This window comes from Longimicrobium sp. (genome assembly GCF_035474595.1).
GTDB lineage: Bacteria > Gemmatimonadota > Gemmatimonadetes > Longimicrobiales > Longimicrobiaceae > Longimicrobium.
On the sequence record NZ_DATIND010000001.1, the window covers coordinates 14613 to 37379 of the forward strand.

Below are 22767 nucleotides of genomic sequence, written 5' to 3' on the forward strand. Positions count from 1 at the left end.
GGCGCACTCACGCACTTCCGCACTTCGTTTCGGAACGGACGAAAAGCCCGCCGACCGTGAAGAGGTCGGCGGGCCTTGTGCCCTCGGTGCTGCCCGGCGACTTACGCGGCCAGGCGGCCGATGAAGGCGTTCAGGCGGCTCTTGGCGCGGGCGGCCTTGTTGGGATGCACGATCCGCTTGCGGGCCGCGCGGTCCAGCAGCGAGGTGGCCTCGCGCAGGGCGGCGGTGCCGTCCGCGGCGGTGGCGGCCGTGCGGACACGCTTCAGCGCGCTGCGCAGCCGCGAGCGGAAGGCACGGTTGCGGTCGGCGCGGATCTCGTTGGTCCGCATCCGCTTCTCGGCGGACTTGACGTTCGGCAAGGCTGGCCTCCGGAAAACATCGGCGCCACGCAGGGCGCCGGAGCTGGTTGAAACGATGGGTCGGAATGCTGGTCCCGGAAAACGGGAAGCCGAATTATACCCGAACTGCCGGAGGGTGTCAACCCCGCCTCCCCGCTTGCTTTGACAAGGTCCGGGCCCGCGTCTAACTTGGCCGGCATGGATCCACAACGCTTGCAGTACGTTCTTCTCAGCCTGCCCGTCCTGCTCCTGGCGTTCTCCGTCCACGAGTTCATGCACGCCTACGTCGCGCTGAAGCAGGGCGACGACACCGCGTACATGCTGGGGCGGGTTACGCTGGACCCGCGCGCCCACATCGACCCCATCGGGAGCATCCTGTTCCCGCTGATCGGGGCCATCTCGGGCGCGCCGCTCATCGGCTGGGCCAAGCCCACGCCCACCACCCCGCGCAAGTACCGCAAGTACGTGCGCGGCGACGTGCTGGTCTCGCTGGCCGGGGTCGCGGGCAACTTCCTGCTCATCCTGCTCTTCGCGCTCCTGCACGTCGTCGCCGCGCTGGTCTTCCGCGCCACGGGGGGGAACGAGGTGCTGGTGACGGCCGACAAGCTGTTCGTGATCGGCGTGGAGCTGAACTTCTTCCTCATCCTCTTCAACCTCATCCCCGTGCCGCCGCTGGACGGGTCGCACGTGCTGTATCACCTCCTCCCGGCCAACCTGGGAAGCGCGTACCGGCAGCTTTCCTCCTTCGGCTTCATCATCCTGTACGCCCTGATCTTCACCGGCGCGCTGAACCGGCTGTTCCTGGTGGCGCGGCCGCTGGGCGACCTGTTCCTGGTGCCCGGCGACCTGGTGGCGGGGATGACGATGTGACGGCGCAGCAGACGCTGGAGGTTCCCGCGGCCGGGGCGCGCGACCCCTTCGAGATCGACCTGGAGCGCTTCCACGGGCCGCTGGACCTGCTGCTGCACCTGATCCGCAACCAGGACATCGACATCTTCGACATCCCCATCTCGCGGATCACGCAGCAGTTCCTGGCGGCCATCCGCGACCTCCAGCGGCTGGAGCTGGAGCGGGCGGGCGAGTTCCTGGAGATGGCGGCCACGCTGGTGCGCATCAAGGCGCAGATGCTCTTCCCGCGCCCCCCCGGCGAGGACGAGGGCGACGACCCGCGCGCCGACCTGGTGCGGCGGCTGCTGGAGTACGAGCACTTCCGCGAGGCGGCGCGGCTGCTGGAGCAGGCGGAGCGAGTGCGCTCGCGCCTGTTCTCGCGCGGCTACGTGGAGGTGCGCCCGCAGCCCCGCCTGTCCGAGCTGCCGCTGGAGACTTCGTGGCAGGACGTGTGGGACGCGGCGCTCCGGATGCAGGAGCGCCTGGCCGAGGCCCTGGTGGTGCACACCGTGCACGGGCGGCAGGTGCGCATCGAGGAGAAGATGGACGAGGTGGTGGACGCGCTGGTGGAGAAGCGCCGCGTGGAGTTCGCCGCCCTGGTCGAGCGCTGGGGAACGCGCATCCACGCCGTGGCCACGCTGCTCGCGTGCCTGGAGTTGGGGAAGCGCAACGTGGTCCGCCTGCGCCAGAACGTGCCCTTCGACCCGCTCTGGATCTACCGCGCCCGCGAGCGCCGCGAGCAGGAGGCCGAGGCGTGAACGGCAGGGGACAGGGGACAGGGGACAGGGGACAGGGCGAGCATTCGTCGCGCGCCTGCGTGTGCCCGCCGGGAACGAACGGAACCATCCCCCGCGAGTCTGCACCTGCCGCCGCGCCGAACAGCCTCGCGCGGTTTGCGAGGCTTCCCGTAGTTGTTGCTGCGGCTTCAGCCGCCGGTGCAGGCCTGCCCGGGCACTTCCCATCCCGCGCGCGATCCAGGGATGCCGTCGGGCGCGCACGGGATCTGTTCGGCCCCGGGGCAAGGCGCGCATGAGGGCCAGCCGCATGGTGGAGGCGCTGCTCTTCGCCAGCGAGGCGCCGCTCAGCGCGGCCGAGCTGGCGCGCGCCGACGAGTCGCTGGACGAGGAGAGCGTGGAGGCCGCCATCACCGAGCTGCGCGCCGAGTACGACGACCAGGAGCGCGCGTTCGGCATCTTCGAGGTGGGCGGCGGCTACCAGATCCTCACCCGCCCCGAGTACGCGCCGGTGCTGGAGCGCTTCGACAGCGTGCCGTCTTCCCAGCGCCTGTCCGGGCCCGCGCTGGAAACGCTGGCCATCCTGGCCTACCGCCAGCCCGTGGGGCGCGCGGAGGTGGAGGAAATCCGCGGCGTGGGCGCCGGCGCCGTGCTGAAGACGCTGCAGGAGCGCGGCCTGATCGAGGTGGTGGGGCGCGGCGAGGGGCTGGGACGGCCGCTGCTGTACGGCACCACGCCCTTCTTCCTGCAGCACTTCGGCTTCCGCTCGCTGGACGACCTGCCGCGTCCCGAGGAACTTCCCGTGGTGCTCGCGCGCCGCGACCCCGACCCCCAGCTCACGCTTGGTGATGCCGCGTAAGACCCAGCCCACGCACGGCGAGGAAGTGCGCCTGCAAGCCTTCCTGGCGCACTCCGGCGTCGCCTCGCGGCGCCACGCCGAGGAGCTGATCGCCGCCGGGCGCGTGTTCGTGAACGGCGTGAGCGTGACCGCGCCCGGAATCAGGATCACCCCCGGCGTCGACCACATCGAGGTCGACGGGCAGCCCATCGAGGTGCAGCCCATCACCTGGCTCGCCATCAACAAGCCCAAGGGCTACGTCACCACGCGCGACGACCCGTACGGCCGCAAGACGGTGTACGACCTCCTCCCCGAGAAATTCCACGGGCTCTTCCACGTGGGCCGGCTGGACCGCGACAGCGAGGGGCTGCTGCTGCTGACCAACGACGGCACGCTGGCCAACCGCATGACGCACCCGTCGTTCGGCGTGACCAAGGAGTACTGGGCCGACGTGGAGGGGAAGCCCACGGCCGAGCAGATGCACCGCATCGTGGAGGAAGGGGTGGAGGACGATGGCGAGCTGCTGCGCGCCGAGTCCATCCGCCGCCTGCACCAGACGGGCGAGAACGAGCACCGCCTCTCGCTGGTGTTGCGCGAGGGGAAGTACCGCGAGGTGCGGCGGATGCTGGACGTGCTGGGCCACCCGGTGCACCGCCTGATCCGGCGCCGCTTCGGCCCGGTCTCGCTGGGCGAGCTGAAGCCGGGGAAGTGGCGCATCGTGACCGAGCCGGAGCTGGCCGCGCTGCGCAGGAAGCCGGGGAAGGCCGAGGCCGCCGGCGGCGAGCGCCCGCCGCGCCGCAAGACGGACGAGCATGCGGCCGAGGAGATGGTGGTCGCGCGCACCGAGAAGAGGGAGCGGGAGAAGATGACGAAGACCAAGCGCGGCTCCGAGCGCGGCAAGGGCGCGGACCGCGTCGCCCGCGAGAAGGCGCAGGCCCCGGCGCGCGGCAAGGACGCGGCGAAGGGCCCGCGAAAGACGAACACGTCGAAGCCGCGCCGCGCCTCGCAGGAGCGGGAGATGGACCGCGCGGGCGAGCGCCGCCCGTGGGACCCGTCGCGCCCACCCACCCGCGCGAAGCCAGCCGGAAAGCCCGCTCCGCGACGGGACTCGGGAGATGACGAGACGCCGGCGCGCGCCCCGGTCCGCCGCGCCACCCGCACCGCCGCCGGTGACGGGGCCGAACGCCCGACGCGCGCTGCCAAGCCGTACTCTCGTCGGGAGTCGAGTGACGAAGAGGCCCCGAGGCGCGCTCCGGCACGTGGCGCCCGTCCGGCATCCGGCGATCGTCCCGAGCGTCCGACGCGCACCGCCAGGCCGTACGCGCGCCGCGATTCGGGGGATGAGGAGACGCCGTCGCGCGCTCCGGCTCGCGGTGCCCGTCCTGCTTCCGGCGATCGCACTGAGCGCCCGACGCGCGCCGCCAAGCCGTTCCAGCGCCGCGATTCGGGGGACGAAGAGAGGCCGCCGCGCGCCGGAAAGCCGTACGGGCGCCGTGACTCGGGGGATAACGAGAAGCCGACGCGCGCTCCGGCTCGCGGAGGTAGTGCCCGTCCCACGTCCGGCGATCGGCCGGCCCGCGCGGGCAAGCCGTACGCGCGCCGTGAGTCGGGGGATGAGGAGGCGCCGACGCGCGGGCCGGCTCGCGGTGCTCGACCCGCGGGCGGTGACCGGCCCGAGCGTCCAGCGCGTGGTGGCAAGCCGTACTCGCGCCGTGAGCCGGGGGATGAAGAGACGCCGCGTGGGCCGGCTCGCGGGCGCGGCGCATCGCGTCCGGCGGCGGGCGGCGAGCGCAGCGATCGTCCGGCGCGGGGCGGAAAGCCGTCGCCGCGGCGGGATCGGGACGAGGAGGCGCCGCGCGGGCCGGGCGGTGGACGCGGGGCGAAGCCGGGTGCTCCTCGCGATCGTGACGGCGACGACTCGGCGACGTCGCGTGGGCCCGGCTATGGGCGGCGCGGGACGTTCCACGACAGCGTGCGCGCCGGGCGCGACCGCGACGAAGAGGAGTCGCGGCGGCCGTCGAAGCCGTCGGGGCCTCGCGGCGGCGGGCGTCCGTCGGGGCCGCGCGGCGGCGCGGGAGACGACTCTCCGCGGCGCGGCGGGAAGCCGGGCGGGGGGCGGCCTTCGGGACCGCGCGCGGGCGGCGGCGGATCGTCCCCGCGCGGGGGCGGGGGATCGCGCGGGCCGAAGAAGGGCGGCGCGCCGCGCGGGCGGCGGTGACCGCGAACCGCATCACATCACCCTGACGTATCGATTTCTTTTGGATATCCGCGATTCACGCATCGTGATCCTGGGCGGCTCGGGGCTGGTGGGGATGGCCATCGCCCGCGCGCTGCTGCCGCTGAAGCCCGGGCTGCTGGTCATCTCCGCCCTCACGCAGCGCGAGGCGGACGACGGGGTGGAGGAGCTGCGCGCCCACGCCCCCGACGGCGTGGAGATCGCCGGCGAGTGGGGGAATCTGTTCGTGCCCGCCGCCCTGAAGGACGAGCGCCGCGACACGCTGCTGGACGACGCCGGTGCGCGCGGCGCCATGCTCGACGAGCTGTACGGGCCGCTGGGCGACGAGGCGCTGCTGCGCTCCGCGCTGGGCGACCTGGTGCTGCGCCACCGCCCCGACGCGCTGATCGACTGCATCAACACGGCGACGGGGTTCGCTTACCAGAACGTGTTCAAGAGCGCGCAGTCGCTGCGCGAGGCGGCGCGCCGCGGGCCGGTGGACCTGGAGACCATCGAGAAGCACCTGGCCACCATCACCCTGCCGCACCTGATCCACCACGTGTGGGTGGCGCTGCACGCCATGCAGGCCGTCGGCACGCGCGTCTACCTGAAGATCGGCACGGCCGGCACGGGGGGGATGGGGCTCAACATCCCCTTCACCCACAGCGAGGACCGGCCCAGCCGCCAGCTCCTGTCCAAGTCCGCGGTGGCGGGCGCGCACACGCTGCTGCTGTACCTGATGGCGCGCACCCCCGGCGCCCCGGCGGTGAAGGAGATCAAGCCCACCGCCGCCATCTCGTGGAAGGGGATCCGCTCGGGCGACGTGGTGTGGCGCGGCGCGCCCATCACCCGCGTGGACGCGGTGGCGCCCGTCTCCGTCGCGGACGCGTTCGTGGCGCCGCCCGAGCCGGGGCGCGGCGGCGAGGCCCGGCTGGCGCGCAGGGAGTTCGGGCGCGACACGCTGTGGCGCGACACCGGGCAGGTGCTGCAGGGCGTTTACCTGGACTCGGGCGAGAACGGATTGTTCAGCCCCGACGAGTTCGAGGCCATCACCTCGCTGGGGCTGATGGAGTTCATCACCCCCGAGGAGATCGCTCGCGACGCGGTGCGCGAGATCACCGGGCACCCCACCGGCCGCGACGTGGTCGCCGCGCTGGACGCCTCCACCAGCGGCCCCACCTACCGGGCCGGTGTGCTGCGGCAGAGCGCGCTGGCGTACATGGAAGAGCTGGAGCGCGATGCGGAGCACCGGAGCGTGGGCTTCGAGATGCTGGGCCCGCCGCGGCTGACCAAGCTATTGTTCGAGGGCGAGATCCTGCGGCGCATCTGCGGCGGGAGCCTGGAGTGCGCCGCGCAGCTGGAGCCCGACGCCGCCGCGCGCGACGCCGACGCGCTGGTGGCCAGCGACATCGACCTGCGCACGCGCATCCTGTCGGCGAATCTCGCGATCCTCCTCCCCGACGGCGAGCGGGTGCTGCGCGGCCGCAAGGTGGTGGTGGAGCCCGAGCCGGCCGAGGCGCTGGACGACACCGCGTGGAAGGGGTGGGTGGACCTGCGCGCCGCCAACTGGGAGGCATGGCGCGACCGCGCGGTGGGCGTGCTGGCCCGCATCACCGGGGAGCCCGGCCCCGAGGGCGGCAGCCAGTGGGACATGGAGCCCTGGCACCGCGAGCGCACCATCCGCCCCGGCGCGCTGGCGGCGTGGGTGTTCCGGTACGAGGATGAGGGGGAGAGGATCAAGAGATAGTGCCTAGTGCCTAGTGCCTAGTGCCTACTAGTGCCTAGTGCTGAGTGCTGAGTGCTGAGTGGCAGGTGCGTTTGGATGACGAGGTGCCCGCCGCGCTGATGCTGGTGCCACGCGCCCCGGCCGCCACCGCGCCGATGAAGTCCGCGAAGGCGGACTGCGTGCCCTTGTAGCCGCGACTTCAGTCGCATTTTTCGCTCGCCCCGATGTGCCTCATCACTCGGCACTCGGCACTCGGCACTCGGCACTTGGCACTTGGCACTCAGGACTCAGGACTTAGGACTTTAGGACTCAGGACTTCCCCAGTCCCGGACGCAGCACCACCGTCCCGAATCCCATGAGCGGACCCAAGACCGTCCCCGCCATCGTCGTAGACCTCGCGAAAGGGCACTCCCTCAGCGAGTTCTACCCGATCGTCCATCCCACCCTGGTCACGCAGCTGCACCGGGTGGAAGAGGCGCTGCTGGCGTACGGCGACGACCTGGCCATCGACGTGGCGCCGGGCGGCTTGGCGGTGGCGGGCGAGACGGTGGCGCGGCGGTCGCCGCACGTGCAGCGGCTGGGCGCCAAGCTGGTGGAGCTGGGCGTGCGCGAGGTGGTGTTCCAGCACCACGTGCCGGCCGAGTCGCTGGGGCGCTTCCTGTCGGGCGTGGCGCTGCCGCCGCGCGTGATTGCCGCCGCGGGCGGGCTGGAGGCGGCGCTCTCGGCGGCGGGGGTGTCGCGCGTGGCGGTGAACGGGCGCACCATCACCGCCGCGCCCATCACGGTGGCGGCGTCGGGGCCGGCGCTCCCGGTGCCCGGGGCGGGGAAGAAGAAGGAGAAGGGCGAGTTCGACGGCGTGGCGCTGTGGAGCACGCACGACATGTATCAGCAGGTGCAGCTTTCCGCGCGGCGGGTGGAGACGGAGGACCTGGAGGAGCTGCGGAAGATGCTGCGCGAGGGCGCCGACAGCGACCGCGTGGAGGCGCTGCAGCGGCTGGAGTACGTGGCGCAGTGGTGCATCGAGCGGGGGATGATGGACCGCGCCATCGGCGTGCTGCGCGACCTGCGGCGCGACTCCGACGCGCTGGCCAAGCGCAACCCGTCCACGCGCGGCAGCATCGTCATGGCCATGCACCGCATCGCCAACCGCTACATCATCGAGGAGATCGTGGAGCGGCTGGGGCGCAGCAAGAGCGAGGACGAGCGCGCCGAGCTGCGCGGCGTTCTTCTCGCCCTGGGCGCCGAGGTGGTGACGCCGCTGGTGCGCAGCCTGGTGGGCGCCAGCGACCTGTCCGCGCGGCGCGCCTTCCGCGACGCGCTGGTGGAGCTGGACCGCGTGGGCGTTCCCCTGCTGGAGGACATGATCGGCGACGAGCGCTGGTTCGTGGTGCGCAACATGGTGGGGATCCTGGGCGAGATCCGCAGCGCCGACGCCCCCGAGCACTTCGCGCGCACCATCCGGCACCCCGACGTGCGCGTGCGCCGCGAGACCATCATCGCGCTCAGCAAGTTCGGCGGCGACGAGGCGGTGCAGCAGTTGATCGTGGGGCTGGGGGATGCGGAGCCGTCGCTGCGGTCGGCGGCGGCGCTGGGCCTGGGGCTCACCAAGGCGGGAACGGCGGTGGCCCCGCTGATCAAGCGCCTGGGCGGCGAGACCGACCAGGAGACGGTGATCGAGATCGTGCGCGCGCTGGGCCGCATCGGCGACCCGCGCGCCATCGCCGCGCTGGCCGACCGCGCGAACGGCGGCAGCCTCTTCTCGCGCGTCCCCATCCCCATCCGCGTGGAGGCCATCCGCGCCCTCGGCGATGTGGGCGGCGAGGCGGCGCGCACCGTCCTCCAGCGCCTCATGCGCGACCGCAACGACGCCGTCCGCGAAGCCGCCATCAAGGCCAGCGAAGGGACGGCGGACCGGCCGGGAGACGGCAATCCCGACGTGGCGTAGGTTTACTCGGTGGGTAGAGGCGGAAGGCCCCGCGGCATTTGCCACGGGGCCTTCGGTTTTACCTCCGCCGACGGACGGAAGTCACGACCGCATCAGGCGGTTGTGTCGCACGAGCCAGTAACGGATGAGTTGGAAACCGAGTGGTGCGAATGGATCTCCCCCAAAATGCGGTGGAAGATGCCCCATGCCAGCGTTGTGTGGATCCTGGACGTGCCGGTCCAGCTGAAGCTGCCGCTGCGCGGCCCGGCCGGGTTGGACCCGGGAAGACCGATCTGCCCCTGGGTGAGCGTCGAGGTGAAGCTGTACGAGAGCGTTCCCGGCTGGTACGTGCTGGCCCAGTACGACCACCACAGGAACTTCTTCTTTCGTTCCCACTCGGTCGTCACGCCCGCCTCGGTGTAGAAGAACCAGAAGGTCTTGTACGACGTGCCACGCATGCGGTTGCTGCTTCCGGCGTACACTTCGCAGACGCTGCCCACGCCGGGGATGTGGTGGAATCGGGGTCCATTCGTTGCCGTCAGGCTGGACAGCGGCTCCATGGATTCGCGGGGCACCGTGGTCTCCACCGGCGTAACCGCGATCCGTGGATCACCGTCTGCCGGGGGTGGAGAGCTGAGGGACGGTACCTTCTGCCGCAGCACGGGCAGATCCACCACGTTCACCGCGTAGACGTTGTCGCGCGTCACCTTGTACACGGTGTCTGCGATCTGGATCTCTCCCCGGTCGTTGAGTAGAGACAGGATGGCGTCACCGACCGGGAAGTCGGCACGAGTGACCCCGTCCTGCTCCAGCGTCGCGGCCTCGTTCCCGGTCGGCCCGTCGCTCCCCGCCCCGGCAGCCGCTCCTTCTTCCGTCGACTCGCCTCCGTCCAGGTGCGCGCGGAGCGACGGATATCCCTGCTGCTGCTCATATGCCACCAGCGTTTCGATCGGCGCGTCGATGCGGGGCGCCAGCTGGTTCATCAGTTCATCGCCGCTGGAGAACACCGCCCTCTCGGTCAGGAGCTCGAGGGGCGGCGGATCGCATTTCGTGTACACCGGCTCATCGTAGCGATTGTAGTCGTAGGAGGGCTGGATCCCGTCCGGATCGCAGAGACCCTTCTGGCCCGGTTGGGTCACGTACGCACGGCGGCCCGACGGAACGGTCGCCAAGGTCGAATCGCCACATCCGGAAACGATGGGTCCGGTAAGAGCGATCGACGCGCATGCGAGTAGCGCGTTTCTGCGGAGCAACTTCATGATGAGTCTGTTGTGGGAGAAATTCGCGTCAGGAACTGGCGATAGGCTGCTCCCGCGACTGGCGCGGGAGCAGGTGGAGAGGGTGGCTTACATGTAGACGGCCGTGTAGCAGGTGCCGATCGGCGACCAGTGCGTGCCGTAGATCGCGCCGCGGATGCTCTTGAACCACCCCGAGGCGATCACCTTGCCCACCGAGGCGGTGCCGCTCTGCACGAAGCTGCCGGAGGTCGGGTAGACGTAGCTGCTGCCGATGGTCAGGCCGCCCAGCGAGTAGTAGTACCCCAGCGTGCCCGGCTGCCACTCGTTGGACCACCAGCTCCACCACAGGAAGCTGTGGCGGTGCTCCCAGTCGGTGCGGATCCCCGCCTCGGAGTAGAACCAGAAGCTGGTGATGTACGTCTTGCCGTGCATCCGGTTGCTGCCGCTCTGCCACAGGCAGCTGCTGGTGGCCGCGCCGATCGACGCCATCCCCGCGGGGTCGCCGCTGCGGCTGGCGGCCGGCTTGTCGCCGCCGGGCATTTCGGTGGTCTTGATGGGTTCCACCACGATGCGCGGGTCGCCGTCGGCGGGGGCGGGCGAGCTGAGCGTGGGCACCTTCTCGCGCAGCACCGCCAGGTCGCGGACGTTCACCGCGTAGGCGTTGTCGCGCGTGACCTTGTAGACGGTGTCGCCCACCTGGATCTCGCCGCGGCTGTTCAGCAGCGACAGGATGCCGTCGGCCACGTTGAAGTCGCCGCGCGTCACGCCGTCCTTCTGCAGCGCCACCGCCTCGTTCCCGGTGGGCTCCTCGGAGTCGCCGCTCGCCCTGGCCGTCTCCTCGGTTGCGTCCGGGTCCAGGTAGGCGCGCAGCGACGGGTATCCCTGCTGCTCCTCAAGCCGCGCCAGGTCGGCGGTGAGCATCCCGGCGCGCCGGTCGGCGTCCAGGGCCAGCTCGTCGCCGCTGCGGTACAGCGCGCGGTCGCCCTCGGGCGCCAGCTCGGTGCGGGCGGTTCCGCCGGCGCCGCCGGTGAGCGTGGGCTCGTCGCACGCGGCGATTGTCGCGAACAGAACTGCGGTGGCGGCGATCGTGAAGATCGACCTGCTGCGGTGCTGCATGGTCCTCTCCCTGCCAGGTGGGTGGATGAATCCGTTGCGTGCCGCCCCGCGGATCGCGAGGCGGGAGAACGGATGTTTATCGAGCGCGCAATATATAGCGGGAAATGGTATGATGCACAAGGGGCGGCAGTCGGGCCGAAAGAGCCCCTGCGTTCCGCGGGAAAATCCATCGCTTCACGACCCGGCTGATCATCTTCCGATCGAGCTCCCGTCCCTCCCGATCCCCTGTCCTGTTCCCTGTCCCCTGTCCCCTCCCGATTTGCCCTATCCCACGGCCCGGCACGATCTTTCCCCGTGCACTGCGGGTTGGCCTCTGCGGGCGGATGACGGGATCGACGGGACACATGGACGCGATGACGACGGCTTCTCCCTACGCGCCGGCGGAACTGCCGCGGGCGGATTTCCTGGACCGCATCAGCGCCGAGGTGCACCGGCGCGTGGTGGGGCAGGAATACATGATCGAGCGCCTGCTGATCGGGATGCTCACCGGCGGGCACGTGCTGATGGAGGGGCTTCCGGGCCTGGCCAAGACGCTGGCCGTGCGCACCCTGGCCGAAACCATCGACGCGTCGTTCCAGCGCATCCAGTTCACCCCCGACCTCCTTCCGGCGGACGTGGTGGGAACCACCATCTACAACGCGCGCACCGGCGAGTTCGTCCCCCACAAGGGCCCCATCTTCGCCCACATCGTGCTGGCCGACGAGGTGAACCGCGCGCCGGCCAAGGTGCAGGCCGCGCTGCTCGAGGCCATGCAGGAGCGCCAGGTGACCATCGGCGGCGAGACGTATCCGCTTCCGCAGCCGTTCCTCGTCCTCGCCACGCAGAACCCCATCGAGCAGGTGGGGACGTATCCGCTTCCCGAGGCGCAGGTCGACCGCTTCATGCTGAAGGTGCGCGTGGGCTATCCCACGCGGGTGGAGGAGAAGGAGATCCTGCGGCGGATGAGCGCCCCAGGGCACATCTCCGTGCAGCACGTGGCGCATCCGGACGAGATCCTGGCCGCGCGCGACCAGATCGCCAACCTGTACCTGGACGACAAGATCGCCGACTACATCCTGGACCTGGTGGCCGCCACGCGCGACGCGAAGGCGGCCGGCGCGCCGGACCTGGAGCCGCTGATCGAGTTCGGCGCTTCTCCCCGCGCCACCATCGCGCTGGCATCGTGCGCGCGCGCCCATGCGTTCCTGCGCGGCCGCGCGTACGTGACGCCCGAGGACGTGAAGGCCATCGGCCCCGACGTGCTGCGCCACCGCATCGTGACCACCTACGAGGCCGAGGCCGAGGAGATCACCTCCGACCTCATCGTGCGCCGCATCTTCGAGACGGTGCGCGTGCCTTGAACAGAGCCGGGGTGATGGGGATCGGGGCGGGGGAGATGCGGATCGCGGCGGCGATGGGCGGAGCCGTGGCGGGGATGTCCGGGATGTACGTGGTCGTGACGGCGTCGATCGTGGAAAATGCGAGTAAACTCGCGGCTACAACGGCACACAGTTCGCCTGCGCGGACTCCGGTGCGAGCCGTGGCATCCGCGCGCTGTGCCGAATACCCGGCGCACCTAAACCCCGTCGCCCCGCGGAGGGTTGCAGGCCCCGACGCAGCCCCGTCCCTCCCCCAGGCGGTTTTGGGGGAGGGACAGGCTGTCCGGACGCGACGGGAGTCGCGCCGGGCAGCCGGGGAGAGGGCCCGCGGGGCCATCCGGAGCGCGCCATGCTGAGCCGCTTCGCGCGTCCCCGGCCCGAGCCGCGGCGCCGCTTCGGGTGGCTGCGCGGGCTCTTCCGGCGGCGCGGCGAGCGCGGGCCGGCGCTTCCCGCGCACGCCAGCACGGCGCCGGCGCTGCCCGAGGTGCTGCGGCAGGTGCGGCGCATCGAGCTGCGCACGCGCGGCCTGGTCTCGTCGCGCTACAGCGGCGAGTACCACTCGGTGTTCAAGGGGCAGGGAATCGAGTTCGTGGAGGTGCGCGAATACCTCCCCGGCGACGACGTGCGCACCATCGACTGGAACGTCTCGGCGCGGACCGGCGGCACGTTCGTGAAGAAGTACGTGGAGGAGCGCGAGCTGACCGTGCTGCTGATGGTGGACCTCAGCGGCTCGGAGCGCTTCGGCACGCGCGGGCGGTTCAAGAGCGAGCTGGTGGCCGAGGTGGCCGCGTCGCTCGCCATGTCGGCGGTGCGCAACAACGACCGCGTGGCGCTCCTCGTCTTCACCGACGGCATCGAGCTGTTCGTTCCCCCGCGCAAGGGGCGGCGGCACGCGCTGCGGATCGTGCGCGACCTGCTCAGCTTCGAGCCGAAGGGGACGGGGACGGACCTCACCGGGGCCATCGAGTACGCGGTCCGCATCCTCCGCTCGCGCTCCATCGTGCTTCTGGTCTCAGACTTCCAGCAGCCGCTCACGCGCGAGCTGGAGCGGGCCTTCACCGCGCTGGCGTACCGCCACGACGTGGTCCCCATCGCCCTGACCGACAAGGCGGAGCTGGACTTTCCCGACGCCGGGCTGGTGCAGGTGATGGACCCGGAGACGGGCGCGCTGGTCGTGTTCAACTCGGGCGACGAGGGGAACCGGCGGGCCTACCGGGAGGCGGTGGAGCGGGAGTGGACGGCCATCCGGCGCGTGTTCCGGCGGCTGGGGCTGGATGCGATCGAGCTGTCCACGGAGGGCGATGCGTCCAAGGCCATCCTCTCCTTCTTCCGCCGCCGCGAGCGCCGGCGGGGACGATGAGGCGCGCCGCCCCGCTCCTGGCCGCCGTGGCGCTGCTGGCCGCCGCGCCGCTCTCCGCGCAGGACTCCGTTCCCGCGCGGACGGCCGCGCCGCGCGCGGAGCCCGGACGCCGCCTGGGCGCCCTCCGCCCGCGCACGCAGCGCCCGCCGCGCGCCGCTCCCTCCGCGCCGGCGGGGACGCGCGACACGATCCGCCCCACGCTGGACACCACCACGGCGACGATGCCGCCGCCGCCGGGGTTCGCGTACACGGCCAGCGTCCGCCCGCGCGCCGTCACCGTCGGCGAACGCTTCGTCTCCGGGCTGGCCGTCTCCGTTCCCGCGGGGACGCGCGTCGCCATCGACGTCGCGAAGGACTCCGCGGACCGCTGGCGCGTGGTCGGCCGGGCGACGGCGACGGCGGCGGACAGCGCGTGGACGCGCTACCTGGTGGTCGCGCCGATGGTGGCGTGGGTGCCGGGGCTTCCGGACACCGCGGGGGCGACGCTGCGGCTCACCGCGCCGGACGGGCGCGTCGCCACCATCCCCGTCGCCCTGCGCCTGCCGGAGGTGCGCTCCGTCCTCCCGGTGGACACGACGAAGTGGCGCGTCCGCCCGCCGCACGACGTGTGGGGCGCGTCGCGCGACTGGCGGCTGCTGGCGCTGCTGGCGGCGCTCGCGCTTCTCCTGATCGCCCTGATCGCCTGGCTGGTCGCGAAGCTGGTCCGCCGCCGCCGCGCGCGCCGCATCCCCGCGACGGCGCGGGAGCGCGCGCTGGCGCTGCTGGAGCGCGCGCGCACGAGCGGTTTCATCGAGGCGGGGAACTGGAACGCCTTCTACTCCCTCGTTTCCGAAGCCCTGCGCGGCCTGGCCGCGTCGCTGGACCCGCGCTGGAGCACGGACCTGACCACCGCCGAGCTGATGGGGGAGATGCGGAGCGCGCGAGCGGACGAGATCCATCTCGCCACCCTGGGCGAGCTGCTGCGCGTGGCCGACCTGGCGAAGTTCGCCCGCCGCGGGCGTGAGCCGGACGACGCCCGGCGCGACCTGGACCACGCGCGCGACTGGGTGAAGACCTTCGCCGCGCCGGCGTCCGAGCCGGCGGAGGCCGTGGCCGCGGAGGTGGCGCCGTGAGGCTGGACCTGGCGCATCCGTGGGCGCTGCTGCTGCTTGCGCTCGTTCCCGTGTGGTGGTGGCGCGTCCGGCGCGCGCGCGACACGGCCATCGTCTTCTCCCGCGCCTCCACCCTTTCCGCGCTGGGAACGCGCGGCGCGGCGTTCCTGGGCGTGCTGCCGGAAATCCTGCGCACCGCGGCGCTCGTCTCCCTGATCGTGGCCATCGCCGGCCCGCGCACCGGCGCCCGCGTGGTCGAGGAGGCGTCGGAGGGGATCGACATCATGCTGGCGCTGGACGTGTCGTCGTCCATGCTGGCGGAGGACTTCACGCCCAACCGGCTGGGCGCGGCCAAGGCGACGATGGCCGACTTCGTGGAGAACCGTCCCCACGACCGCATCGGGCTGGTGGCCTTCGCGGCCGAGGCGCTGACGCAGGTGCCCGCGACGGCCGACCACAACCTCCTGGGCATCCAGCTCGGGAACGTGCAGGTGGGGATGCTGCAGGACGGGACGGCCATCGGGCTGGGGCTGGCCACCGCCGCCAACCGGCTGAAGCAGACGCCGGGGCAGAGCCGCGTCATCATCCTGATGAGCGACGGCGACAACAACCGCGGCGCCGTGGACCCGCGCGACGCGGCCAAGGCGGCGGCGGCGTTCGGGATCCGCGTGTTCACTATCGGCGTGGGGTCGCGGACGCGCGCGCGCATCCCCGTGGCGGTGACGCCGAACGGGATGCTGCGCTACGCGTGGATGCCGGTGAGCATCGACGAGCCGCTGCTGCAGGAGATCGCGCGGACCACCGGCGGGCGATACTACCGCGCCACCGACCTGGGGGCGCTGCGGCGCATCTACGCCGAGATCGACCGGCTGGTGAAGACGCGGGTGAACGTGCGGCGCTCCGTGCGCTTCAGCGAGCGGTATCTCCCCTTCCTGCTGGCCGCGGCGGTGCTGCTGGTGGCCGAATGGTGCTTCCGCGCCACGCGCTGGGGGAGGGTGCCCTGATGGGGATGGCGCACCCGGAGCTCGTGCACCTGATCCCGCTCCTCCCCTGCATCGTGGGGCTGGCGATGCTGCTGTACGCGCGCCGCCGCCGCCAGGCCGCCGAGGCGCTGGGCGAGGCCGGGCTGGTGCGCCGCCTGAGCGCCGCCGACCTGACCGCCGCGCCCAACCGCCGCATCCTGCTGGTCACCCTGGCCGCGCTGATGCTGGGCGCCGCCATCGTCGGCCCGCTCTGGGGGGTGGATACCGAGGCCGGCGCGGAGGGGAACGCCGACGTCGTCCTCGTGCTGGACGCCTCCGGGTCGATGCGGGTGCGCGACCTGACGCCGGACCGGCTGGAGGTGGAGAAGCGCACCGCGCGCGAGCTCCTTGCGCGGCTGCAGGGCGCTCGCGTGGGTCTGGCCATCTTCGCCGGGCGGGGATACGCCATGTCGCCGCTGACCACCGACTTCAGCGCGCTGCAGCTGTACATCGACGGCCTGTCGCCGGACCTGGTGACGCAGGGCGGAAGCTCGCTCTCCGACGCCATCGTGCAGTCGCTGGGCCTGCTCGCGGGCGCGCGCGGCGACGCACCGTCCGGCGCGATGGTGGTGCTGACGGACGGCGACGCGCTGGAGGAGCGCGATGACGTGCTGCGCGCGGTGAACGTCGCCCGCCGCGCCGGGGTTTCGGTGAGCACGGTGGGGATCGGGACGCCGGCGGGCGGCCAGGTCCCCGACGTGGACCCGATGACGGGAAAGCAGGTGGGGTGGAAGCACGAGCCGACGGGCGAGGTCGCGACGTCCAGGCTGGGCGCGCCGCTGCTGCAGGAGATCGCGAAGCGCACCGGCGGCGTCTACGCGGACGCGTCCCGCCCCGGCGCCGCGGCCGCCGTCGCCGCCGCGGCGCGCAGCGTCCCCGCGCGCTCGCGCCGCACGGCGACGGGCGGCGCGCCAGGGAACCGCTACGCGTGGTTCGCGGGCGTCGCGCTCCTCCTGCTGGCGATCGACGCGCTCCTTCCCGAGGAGCCGGGGCGCCGCCGGCCGCGCGCGGAGGTGGCGTCGTGAGGCGGCTCCTTCTCCTGCTCGCGCTCCCGCCGCTGCTGGGCGGCGGGGTGGTGGAGGGAAACCGCCTCTACCGCTCCGGCCAGTTCCGCCGCGCCGAGGCCGTCTACCGCGCCCGTCTCGCGGCGGGGGACACCTCCACGTCGCTGCGCTACAACCTGGGGACGGCGCTGCTGCGGCTGGGGCGCTGGGACGACGCGCGCCCGCACCTGGAGGCGGCGGCGGAGGCGCCGGACGCGGAGTTGCGGCAGCGCGCGAAGTACAACGCGGGGAACGCAGACCTGGAGCCCGTCTTCCGCCGCCGGGTGACGGGCGCGGAGCAGCGCCGCGAGCGGCTGGAGCGAGCCATCGGCCGCTACAAGGAAGCGTTGCTGCTGCGGCCCGACGATGCGGACGCCAAGTGGAACCTGGAGCTGGCCGAGCGCCTGCTCCGCCGCGAGCCGCCGAAGCGCGGCGGCGGGGGCGGCGGCAGCCGGCAGGACCAGAGCGCGGGCGGCGGCGGCGCGCAGCCGCAGCCGTCTCCCTCGCCGCGGCCCGCGCCGAACCCCAACCCCGCGCCGCGCCCCGAGCTCAGCGAGCGGCAGGCCGAGCAGATCCTGACCGGCGCCTCGAACGCGGAGAAGGACGCCCAGCGCGAGGTCCTGAGCCGCAGCCGCGCCCAGCACCGGGCGGTGCGCGACTGGTAGACGATGGACACCTGCTTTTCAGGAAATCACGGACAAACGCAGTGGATGGGACGGTTGACGAAATCGTATTTCGGCATTGATTTAGTGACTCCTTCACGGCTCTCGTCCAACCGATCTTTCTCCATGAACCTCATGCGTCCCGGAACCGCCGCGCTGGCGGCGTGCTTGCTCGCGCTCTACCCCCGTGCAGGCACCGCCCAGCAGGACATCGGCCCGCGGCAGGTGATCGGCAACTTCGGCGTGTTCCACAAGGTCGATCCCATCACCGACGCGCGGCAGGACATGGCCATCGTCGTCTCCGCCGACCGCGGCCATGCGTCGGCGGTGGCGTGGGGATGCTTCGAGCGCGGCGCTCGGCTGTCGCTCGCGCTGGAGAACTTCACCGGCGCGCGGCTGAACGTGATCTACCGCTTCGACCAGGAGGCGGCGACCAACACCGTCGTCTCGCGCATGGTCGAGGGCGGCAACCTCTTCCTGCTGGACGAGGACGAGGTCTACGGCTTCAGCACGCGCGCGATGAACGCGGCGCGGCTGGTGGTGCGCGCGTTCGACGCGGACGGGCAGCCGTACGACTACTTCTTCGACCTGAACGGCTCCGGGCGCGCGTTGCGCTCGCTGCCGTGCATCGCCACGCTGCGCCCGCCCGTCGCCGGCGAGCCTGCCGTGCGCAAGCCGTCGGACAAGCCGCGCTGATCCCCATCTCCCGCCAGCCTTCCTCGCTGTGCGGGGAACGGCTGAAATCGGAATTCGGCGGGATGCACGGAAGCTTGCAGATTGCCGCGGGGGATTGACGTAAACCGTTCTGGCGGTTTGTTTTTCTGCGCTCGATCCGCTCCTGCCCGTCTCCCGGAATTCCCTCCGATGTGAAGCGTATGCTCGAGGCCGCAGCCTTCGCCGAGCGGAGCGGCAGGTCGCGGGAGCAGGCGCCGCATCCCCCCATCGATCACGCAACGAGCAGCAGAACCCCGATGCAGAAGCGAATCATCCGCGCGTCCATGGCCGCGCTCCTGGGATTGATGGCGATGAGCGGCCGTGCGGTGGCGCAGAACCCCGTGCAGACCTTTGGCACCTTCACGATGTCGCGCAACGTGGACCCGATCAGCGACGAGGACCGCTCCAACGCGGCGGTGGCATCGGTCGACAGCACGGCGGTGATGTGGTGGCAGTGCTACGGCGACACGGCCGGCGTGTTCGCGGCGTTCAAGGAGCCGCCCGAGGGCGAGGAGATCGACGCCGTGTACCGCTTCGACCAGGACCGGCCCGACACCACGGTGCTGACCTCCGCGCCCAGCGACGGCTACGTCTGGCTCTTCTTCCCCGAGGAGGAGACGTACGCCATCACGCAGCGGGCGATGACCGCCGGCCGCTTCGTCCTGCGCGTCTGGGACGCCGACGACAGCACCCGCGACTTCATCTTCACCCTGAGCGGCGGCGGCCGCGCGCTGCGCACCCTGCCGTGCGTCACGCGCATGCGCCCGCCTGTGGCCGGCCAGCCCGCCGTCCAGAAGCGCTCCGACAAGCCGCACTGACCCGCAGATCTGCACGCAGAGCCGCGGAGCCGCCGAGAACCGACCGGGTTCTCCGCGGCTTTTTCACGTTTGGAGTTGATGACTCGCCGATGTCGCATCCACGAACCTACGCCCTCCCGGCATCCCCCCTTGGGACGCCATCCTGAGGCCGGCCACCCCGCAAACTTAGTCTGCGCAGACGCTTGCAGGCCGAAGGATCCATAGCCTGTCCGCACGTCAGCCGGGGATACGCGCCGCGTCTTCTTCCGCTGTCAGGAAGATGGAGCGCGTCCTCCAGGTCACGTGCTGGACGGATTATGGGATCCTTCGGCCTGCAACCGATTGTGCGGAAATAGCTCGGCGTGGCCGGCCTCAGGATGACGTCGGCGGGATGATGGGATCATTCGCCTGATCACGCGTATGGCGACCCCGAACATGACTTGGCGATGAAATCGGGTAGGACCTGAATCCCCCCATCTCCAGCAGGCGCTCTGGCGAGGCCACGGACGCGGCTGTGCTGGATGTGCGGATTGCGGGCATTCCGTGCGATTTGGGAGTGCATGGGGCAGGCGCGGGCCATACGGATGGCGCATGCCGGGCGTGTTCCAACGGATTTTCGTCCTCCCGCGGAGACGCGCGAATGTCCTGACGGAGAGAAATTCGGAAAAATCCCCTCACACGCTGTTCATCTCACCGCTCCGCGTGCGCCACATCGGGGATGCATGGGTTCCAGATGCGGCACGGGCGCCACAATCCGCGGCGCCGCGGCCTCAACTCGCGGTGAGCGGTGTTCAGCGAACGCCGCACTCGTCTGGCAAGAGATTGGGCCGAAACGACTTGCAATAATCGTCTTTACAGCCCTTTACGGGACTTCTATCGTCTGTCAGCCACGGCGGAGACGTCGCCGCGGCGGCCGGAGCGGTGACCCCGGGCTCCATGGGAGGCCCATCCGCGGCGCTCCCGCCCCACCGGACGGGAGACCTGGCGCACCTGTGATTTCGTTCTGATTCGGACTGAACGAGTTCAGCTCGATACACGCCACGGCCAGTCCGGCTCGCAGACCCGTCGCCATCCCCGGCACCCCCACAGCAAACCGAGACGGAGCACCACCAACCATGAATCACGCGAAGACTTCCGAGACCAAGGTCGAGGCGCCCGCCCAGCCGGCGCCCGCGGCCCCGCAGCCCTCCTCGCTCGCCGCCGTTCCCGCGGCCTCGCAGCAGCTTTCCGCCCCCGCCGGCGGCGCCGAGCTGGCGGCGATGGCCGACTTGGCCGGCGACATCGCCGGGCTCGGCGCGACCACGCTCGAGGCCACGGGCGGCATCACCGACGACCCGGTCCGCGCCGCGCAGGCGTCGGTCGTGGACGAGCTGGCCAAGGGCGGCCCGGCCTTCGGCGCCTTCCTGCGCTCGGTGGGGCTGGCCGTGGCCGAGACCCAGGGCGCGCTTGACAAGACGCTGGTGGAAACCAGCAAGGCGCTCTCCGAGGCCAAGGTGCAGACCGTGGCCATGTTCACGCAGGAGCTGAAGGACGACGGCACCTTCGACAAGGCCACGCCGGTGATGCAGGAGCTGCCGCTGATCGCCTTCGTGCAGCCCACCGCGTACCAGTTCACCACGGTGCACCTCACCGCCGACATGGAGGCCAGCGAGTTCAACACCGCCAACGGCTTCAACATCAAGAAGGACCACAGCGACTTCGGCGCCGACCTGAAGGCCAGCTACAGCGTGTTCGGCGGCTTCGGCGGCTCGCTGGACGCCAGCTACAACAACACCCACGACGAGACGCAGGAGCGCAAGAGCAGCAGCGAGCGCAAGGCCGCCGGCAAGCTGCACATGGAGGCCACCCTGGAGCCCCGCCCCGCCTTCGCGCTGCCGCAGCCGTTCGTGGTGCAGAAGGGCCCCAAGCTGGGCGTGCTGGTGACCGGCCGGAAGGAGCTGGACAAGGACGGCAACGAGACCACCGACCCCAAGCTGGTGACCCAGCGCACGGTGACGGCGGTGGCCACGCTGCTGGACAAGGACGGCAAGCCGATGGCCACCAAGGCGCTGGACGTGGCCTGCGACAACGCCAACATCGGCGTGGTGGTGGCCGACGGCGGGAAGACCACCACCGACGGCACGCTCACCATCACCCTGAAGCGCACCGGGCTGACGGCCGAGAGCTCGGCGGCGGTCAGCGCCCTGCTGCGGGTGTCCATGAACCTGGTGAACGCCAGCGTTCCGGTCAGCGTCTGAGCCATGGCCTCCCTACGCGAGTGGCACGGGTTCGAGAACAGCGTGCGCTGGCGGCTGGTTCCCGAAGGGGTGGAGATCGAGGGATCGGGGGTGGAGCGCTCGAAAGGGCGCCCCACCACGGTCGCCCGGGTGTGGGACGCGTTCGGCGAGGCCATCAACCAGGTGGCGAAGGCGCGCCAGGTGCCCTGCCCGCTGATCGTGGCCACCATCTGCACCGAGAGCGGCGGCAACCCCGACGCGGTGCGGCTCGAGCCCGGCTACGTGAGCGACGCGGCCACGCCGGGCCGGGTGAGCATCGGCCTCACGCAGACGCTGATCTCCACCGCGTCCGAGACCATGCGGATGAGCATCGACCGCGAGTGGCTGCGGCAGCCGCGCAACGCGATCGACGCCGGGGCCAGCTACATCGCCCGGCAGGGCAGGACCACGAAGTTCGACCCGCCGCTGGTGGCCGCGGCCTACAACGCGGGGCGGCTGGCGCACCAGAACGGCGAGAAGAACCGCTGGAAGCTGCGGCAGTTTCCCATCGGCACCCCGGCGCACTGCGACCGCTTCGTGAAGTTCTACAACGACGCGGTGGCGATGATGGCCGGCCACCCGCTGGCGCCCACGGTGCCGCACTCGGTGCTCATCGGCGGGAGCTACGAGCCGCCGGTGGTGTCGCAGGCGCCGCCGCCGCGCTACGCCGAGGCCAGCGGGTTCACCGCCCCGGGCGACGCCAAGGTGACGTTCGGCAGCAACGCCGACCCGCGGGCGGTCACGCCGTACAGCCTGCAGGTGCTGAAGTCGATCCTGAAGACGGCCAACCTGCGCGGGTGCATGGTCTCCAGCACCTCGCGCGACCCGGCGCAGCAGGCGCGGGTGATGTTCGACAACCTGGAGCGCTACGGCGTGGAGCATCAGAAGCGGCTCTACGCGCGCGGCGGGCAGATGGTGTGCGACGCCTACGCCGAGGCCAGGGCGCGCGGCCTGTCGAGCGACGGGGTGAAGGACGCGATGGCCAGGAAGATCATCGCCATCGGCCCCACCAAGGTGTCGCGGCACGCGTCCGACCCCACGGTGCTGAACGTGTTCGACGTGGCGCCCAGCTCCATCACCGACCGCGTGGCGTTCGAGGCGGCGGTGCGGTCGGACCGGCGGGTGGCGTTCTTCCTCACCCCGCCGCGGGATCCGGGATACCATCTCGAGATTCCGCAGCCGTAAGGAAAAGTGCGGAGTGCTGAGTGCTGAGTGCCGAAAAGAAGAAGTCCTAAGTCCTGAGTCCTGAGTCCCAAGTGGGCCGGATTTGACCCGACGGCGCGCCGGGCAGCAGCACCGAAATACCGCGATCCGGTACTCAGCACTCAGCACTCAGCACTTAGGACTTAGGACTCAGCACTTAGGACTTAGGACTTAGGACTTAGGACTTAGGACTTAGGACTTAGGACTTAGGACTTAGGACTTAGGACTTAGGACTTAGGACTTAG

19 protein-coding genes are annotated in these 22767 nt (G+C 71.3%); 16 read left to right on the plus strand and 3 right to left on the minus strand.

Annotation, left to right across the window (positions count from 1 at the left end):
* Positions 1-101: 101 nt before the first annotated feature.
* Positions 102-359 carry a 30S ribosomal protein S20 gene (gene rpsT, locus VLK66_RS00055; protein ID WP_325306877.1) on the minus strand — a complete coding sequence of 86 codons (258 nt, stop codon included), beginning with the start codon at positions 357-359 and terminating at the stop codon, positions 102-104.
* A 192-nt stretch (positions 360-551) separates the two neighbouring features.
* On the opposite strand from rpsT, the gene VLK66_RS00060 reads away from it, so the two are divergent.
* The 6 genes from VLK66_RS00060 to VLK66_RS00085 all read left to right on the plus strand — a co-directional run bounded on the left by VLK66_RS00060 (position 552) and on the right by VLK66_RS00085 (position 8684).
* Positions 552-1208, plus strand: a complete 657-nt coding sequence (locus VLK66_RS00060; RefSeq protein ID WP_325306879.1) for a site-2 protease family protein — start codon at positions 552-554, stop codon at positions 1206-1208.
* Positions 1205-1984, plus strand: coding sequence for a segregation and condensation protein A (locus VLK66_RS00065; RefSeq protein WP_325306881.1), 780 nt, complete (start codon positions 1205-1207; stop codon positions 1982-1984). The genes VLK66_RS00060 and VLK66_RS00065 overlap by 4 nt, the downstream gene beginning before the upstream one ends.
* 271 nt (positions 1985-2255) lie before the next feature.
* The gene (gene scpB, locus VLK66_RS00070) at positions 2256-2819 is read left to right on the plus strand and encodes an SMC-Scp complex subunit ScpB (RefSeq protein WP_325306883.1); all 564 of its coding nucleotides are present in this window, start codon (positions 2256-2258) and stop codon (positions 2817-2819) included.
* The gene (locus VLK66_RS00075) at positions 2809-5016 is read left to right on the plus strand and encodes a pseudouridine synthase (RefSeq protein ID WP_325306902.1); all 2208 of its coding nucleotides are present in this window, start codon (positions 2809-2811) and stop codon (positions 5014-5016) included. Before scpB ends, VLK66_RS00075 begins: the two co-directional genes overlap by 11 nt.
* Positions 5017-5080: 64 nt before the next feature.
* Positions 5081-6760, plus strand: a complete 1680-nt coding sequence (locus VLK66_RS00080; RefSeq protein ID WP_325306903.1) for a hypothetical protein — start codon at positions 5081-5083, stop codon at positions 6758-6760.
* 334 nt (positions 6761-7094) lie between these two features.
* A complete protein-coding gene (locus VLK66_RS00085; protein WP_325306905.1) occupies positions 7095-8684 on the plus strand; it encodes a HEAT repeat domain-containing protein in 1590 nt (529 codons plus the stop codon).
* 92 nt (positions 8685-8776) lie between these two features.
* On the opposite strand, the gene VLK66_RS00090 is transcribed toward VLK66_RS00085, so the two are convergent.
* Both VLK66_RS00090 and VLK66_RS00095 read right to left on the minus strand, forming a co-directional pair.
* Positions 8777-9835 (minus strand): hypothetical protein, encoded by a 1059-nt coding sequence (locus VLK66_RS00090; RefSeq protein ID WP_325306906.1) that lies wholly within the window; start codon positions 9833-9835, stop codon positions 8777-8779.
* Positions 9836-10009: 174 nt separating this feature from the next.
* Positions 10010-11017, minus strand: a complete 1008-nt coding sequence (locus VLK66_RS00095; RefSeq protein ID WP_325306907.1) for a hypothetical protein — start codon at positions 11015-11017, stop codon at positions 10010-10012.
* Positions 11018-11370: 353 nt separating this feature from the next.
* Between VLK66_RS00095 and VLK66_RS00100 the strand changes: the two genes are divergently transcribed.
* From VLK66_RS00100 to VLK66_RS00145, 10 genes are all read left to right on the plus strand, one after another.
* Positions 11371-12357 (plus strand): MoxR family ATPase, encoded by a 987-nt coding sequence (locus VLK66_RS00100; RefSeq protein ID WP_349260470.1) that lies wholly within the window; start codon positions 11371-11373, stop codon positions 12355-12357.
* Positions 12358-12724: 367 nt separating this feature from the next.
* Positions 12725-13735, plus strand: coding sequence for a DUF58 domain-containing protein (locus VLK66_RS00105; RefSeq protein ID WP_325306909.1), 1011 nt, complete (start codon positions 12725-12727; stop codon positions 13733-13735).
* The gene (locus VLK66_RS00110) at positions 13732-14847 is read left to right on the plus strand and encodes a hypothetical protein (protein ID WP_325306910.1); all 1116 of its coding nucleotides are present in this window, start codon (positions 13732-13734) and stop codon (positions 14845-14847) included. Before VLK66_RS00105 ends, VLK66_RS00110 begins: the two co-directional genes overlap by 4 nt.
* Positions 14844-15830 (plus strand): VWA domain-containing protein, encoded by a 987-nt coding sequence (locus tag VLK66_RS00115; RefSeq protein WP_325306911.1) that lies wholly within the window; start codon positions 14844-14846, stop codon positions 15828-15830. Before VLK66_RS00110 ends, VLK66_RS00115 begins: the two co-directional genes overlap by 4 nt.
* On the plus strand, positions 15791-16873 hold the full coding sequence (locus VLK66_RS00120; RefSeq protein ID WP_325306912.1) for a vWA domain-containing protein: 1083 nt from the start codon (positions 15791-15793) through the stop codon (positions 16871-16873). The genes VLK66_RS00115 and VLK66_RS00120 overlap by 40 nt, the downstream gene beginning before the upstream one ends.
* Positions 16870-17556, plus strand: a complete 687-nt coding sequence (locus VLK66_RS00125; RefSeq protein WP_325306913.1) for a tetratricopeptide repeat protein — start codon at positions 16870-16872, stop codon at positions 17554-17556. The genes VLK66_RS00120 and VLK66_RS00125 overlap by 4 nt, the downstream gene beginning before the upstream one ends.
* A gap of 123 nt (positions 17557-17679) precedes the next feature.
* A complete protein-coding gene (locus VLK66_RS00130; protein ID WP_325306915.1) occupies positions 17680-18249 on the plus strand; it encodes a hypothetical protein in 570 nt (189 codons plus the stop codon).
* A gap of 275 nt (positions 18250-18524) precedes the next feature.
* Entirely contained in the window at positions 18525-19085 is a 561-nt protein-coding gene (locus VLK66_RS00135) for a hypothetical protein (RefSeq protein ID WP_325306917.1), read from the plus strand.
* A gap of 1094 nt (positions 19086-20179) precedes the next feature.
* Positions 20180-21301, plus strand: coding sequence for a hypothetical protein (locus tag VLK66_RS00140; protein WP_325306918.1), 1122 nt, complete (start codon positions 20180-20182; stop codon positions 21299-21301).
* Positions 21302-21304: 3 nt separating this feature from the next.
* Positions 21305-22504, plus strand: coding sequence for a transglycosylase SLT domain-containing protein (locus tag VLK66_RS00145; RefSeq protein WP_325306920.1), 1200 nt, complete (start codon positions 21305-21307; stop codon positions 22502-22504).
* The last annotated feature ends 263 nt before the right edge of the window (positions 22505-22767 follow it).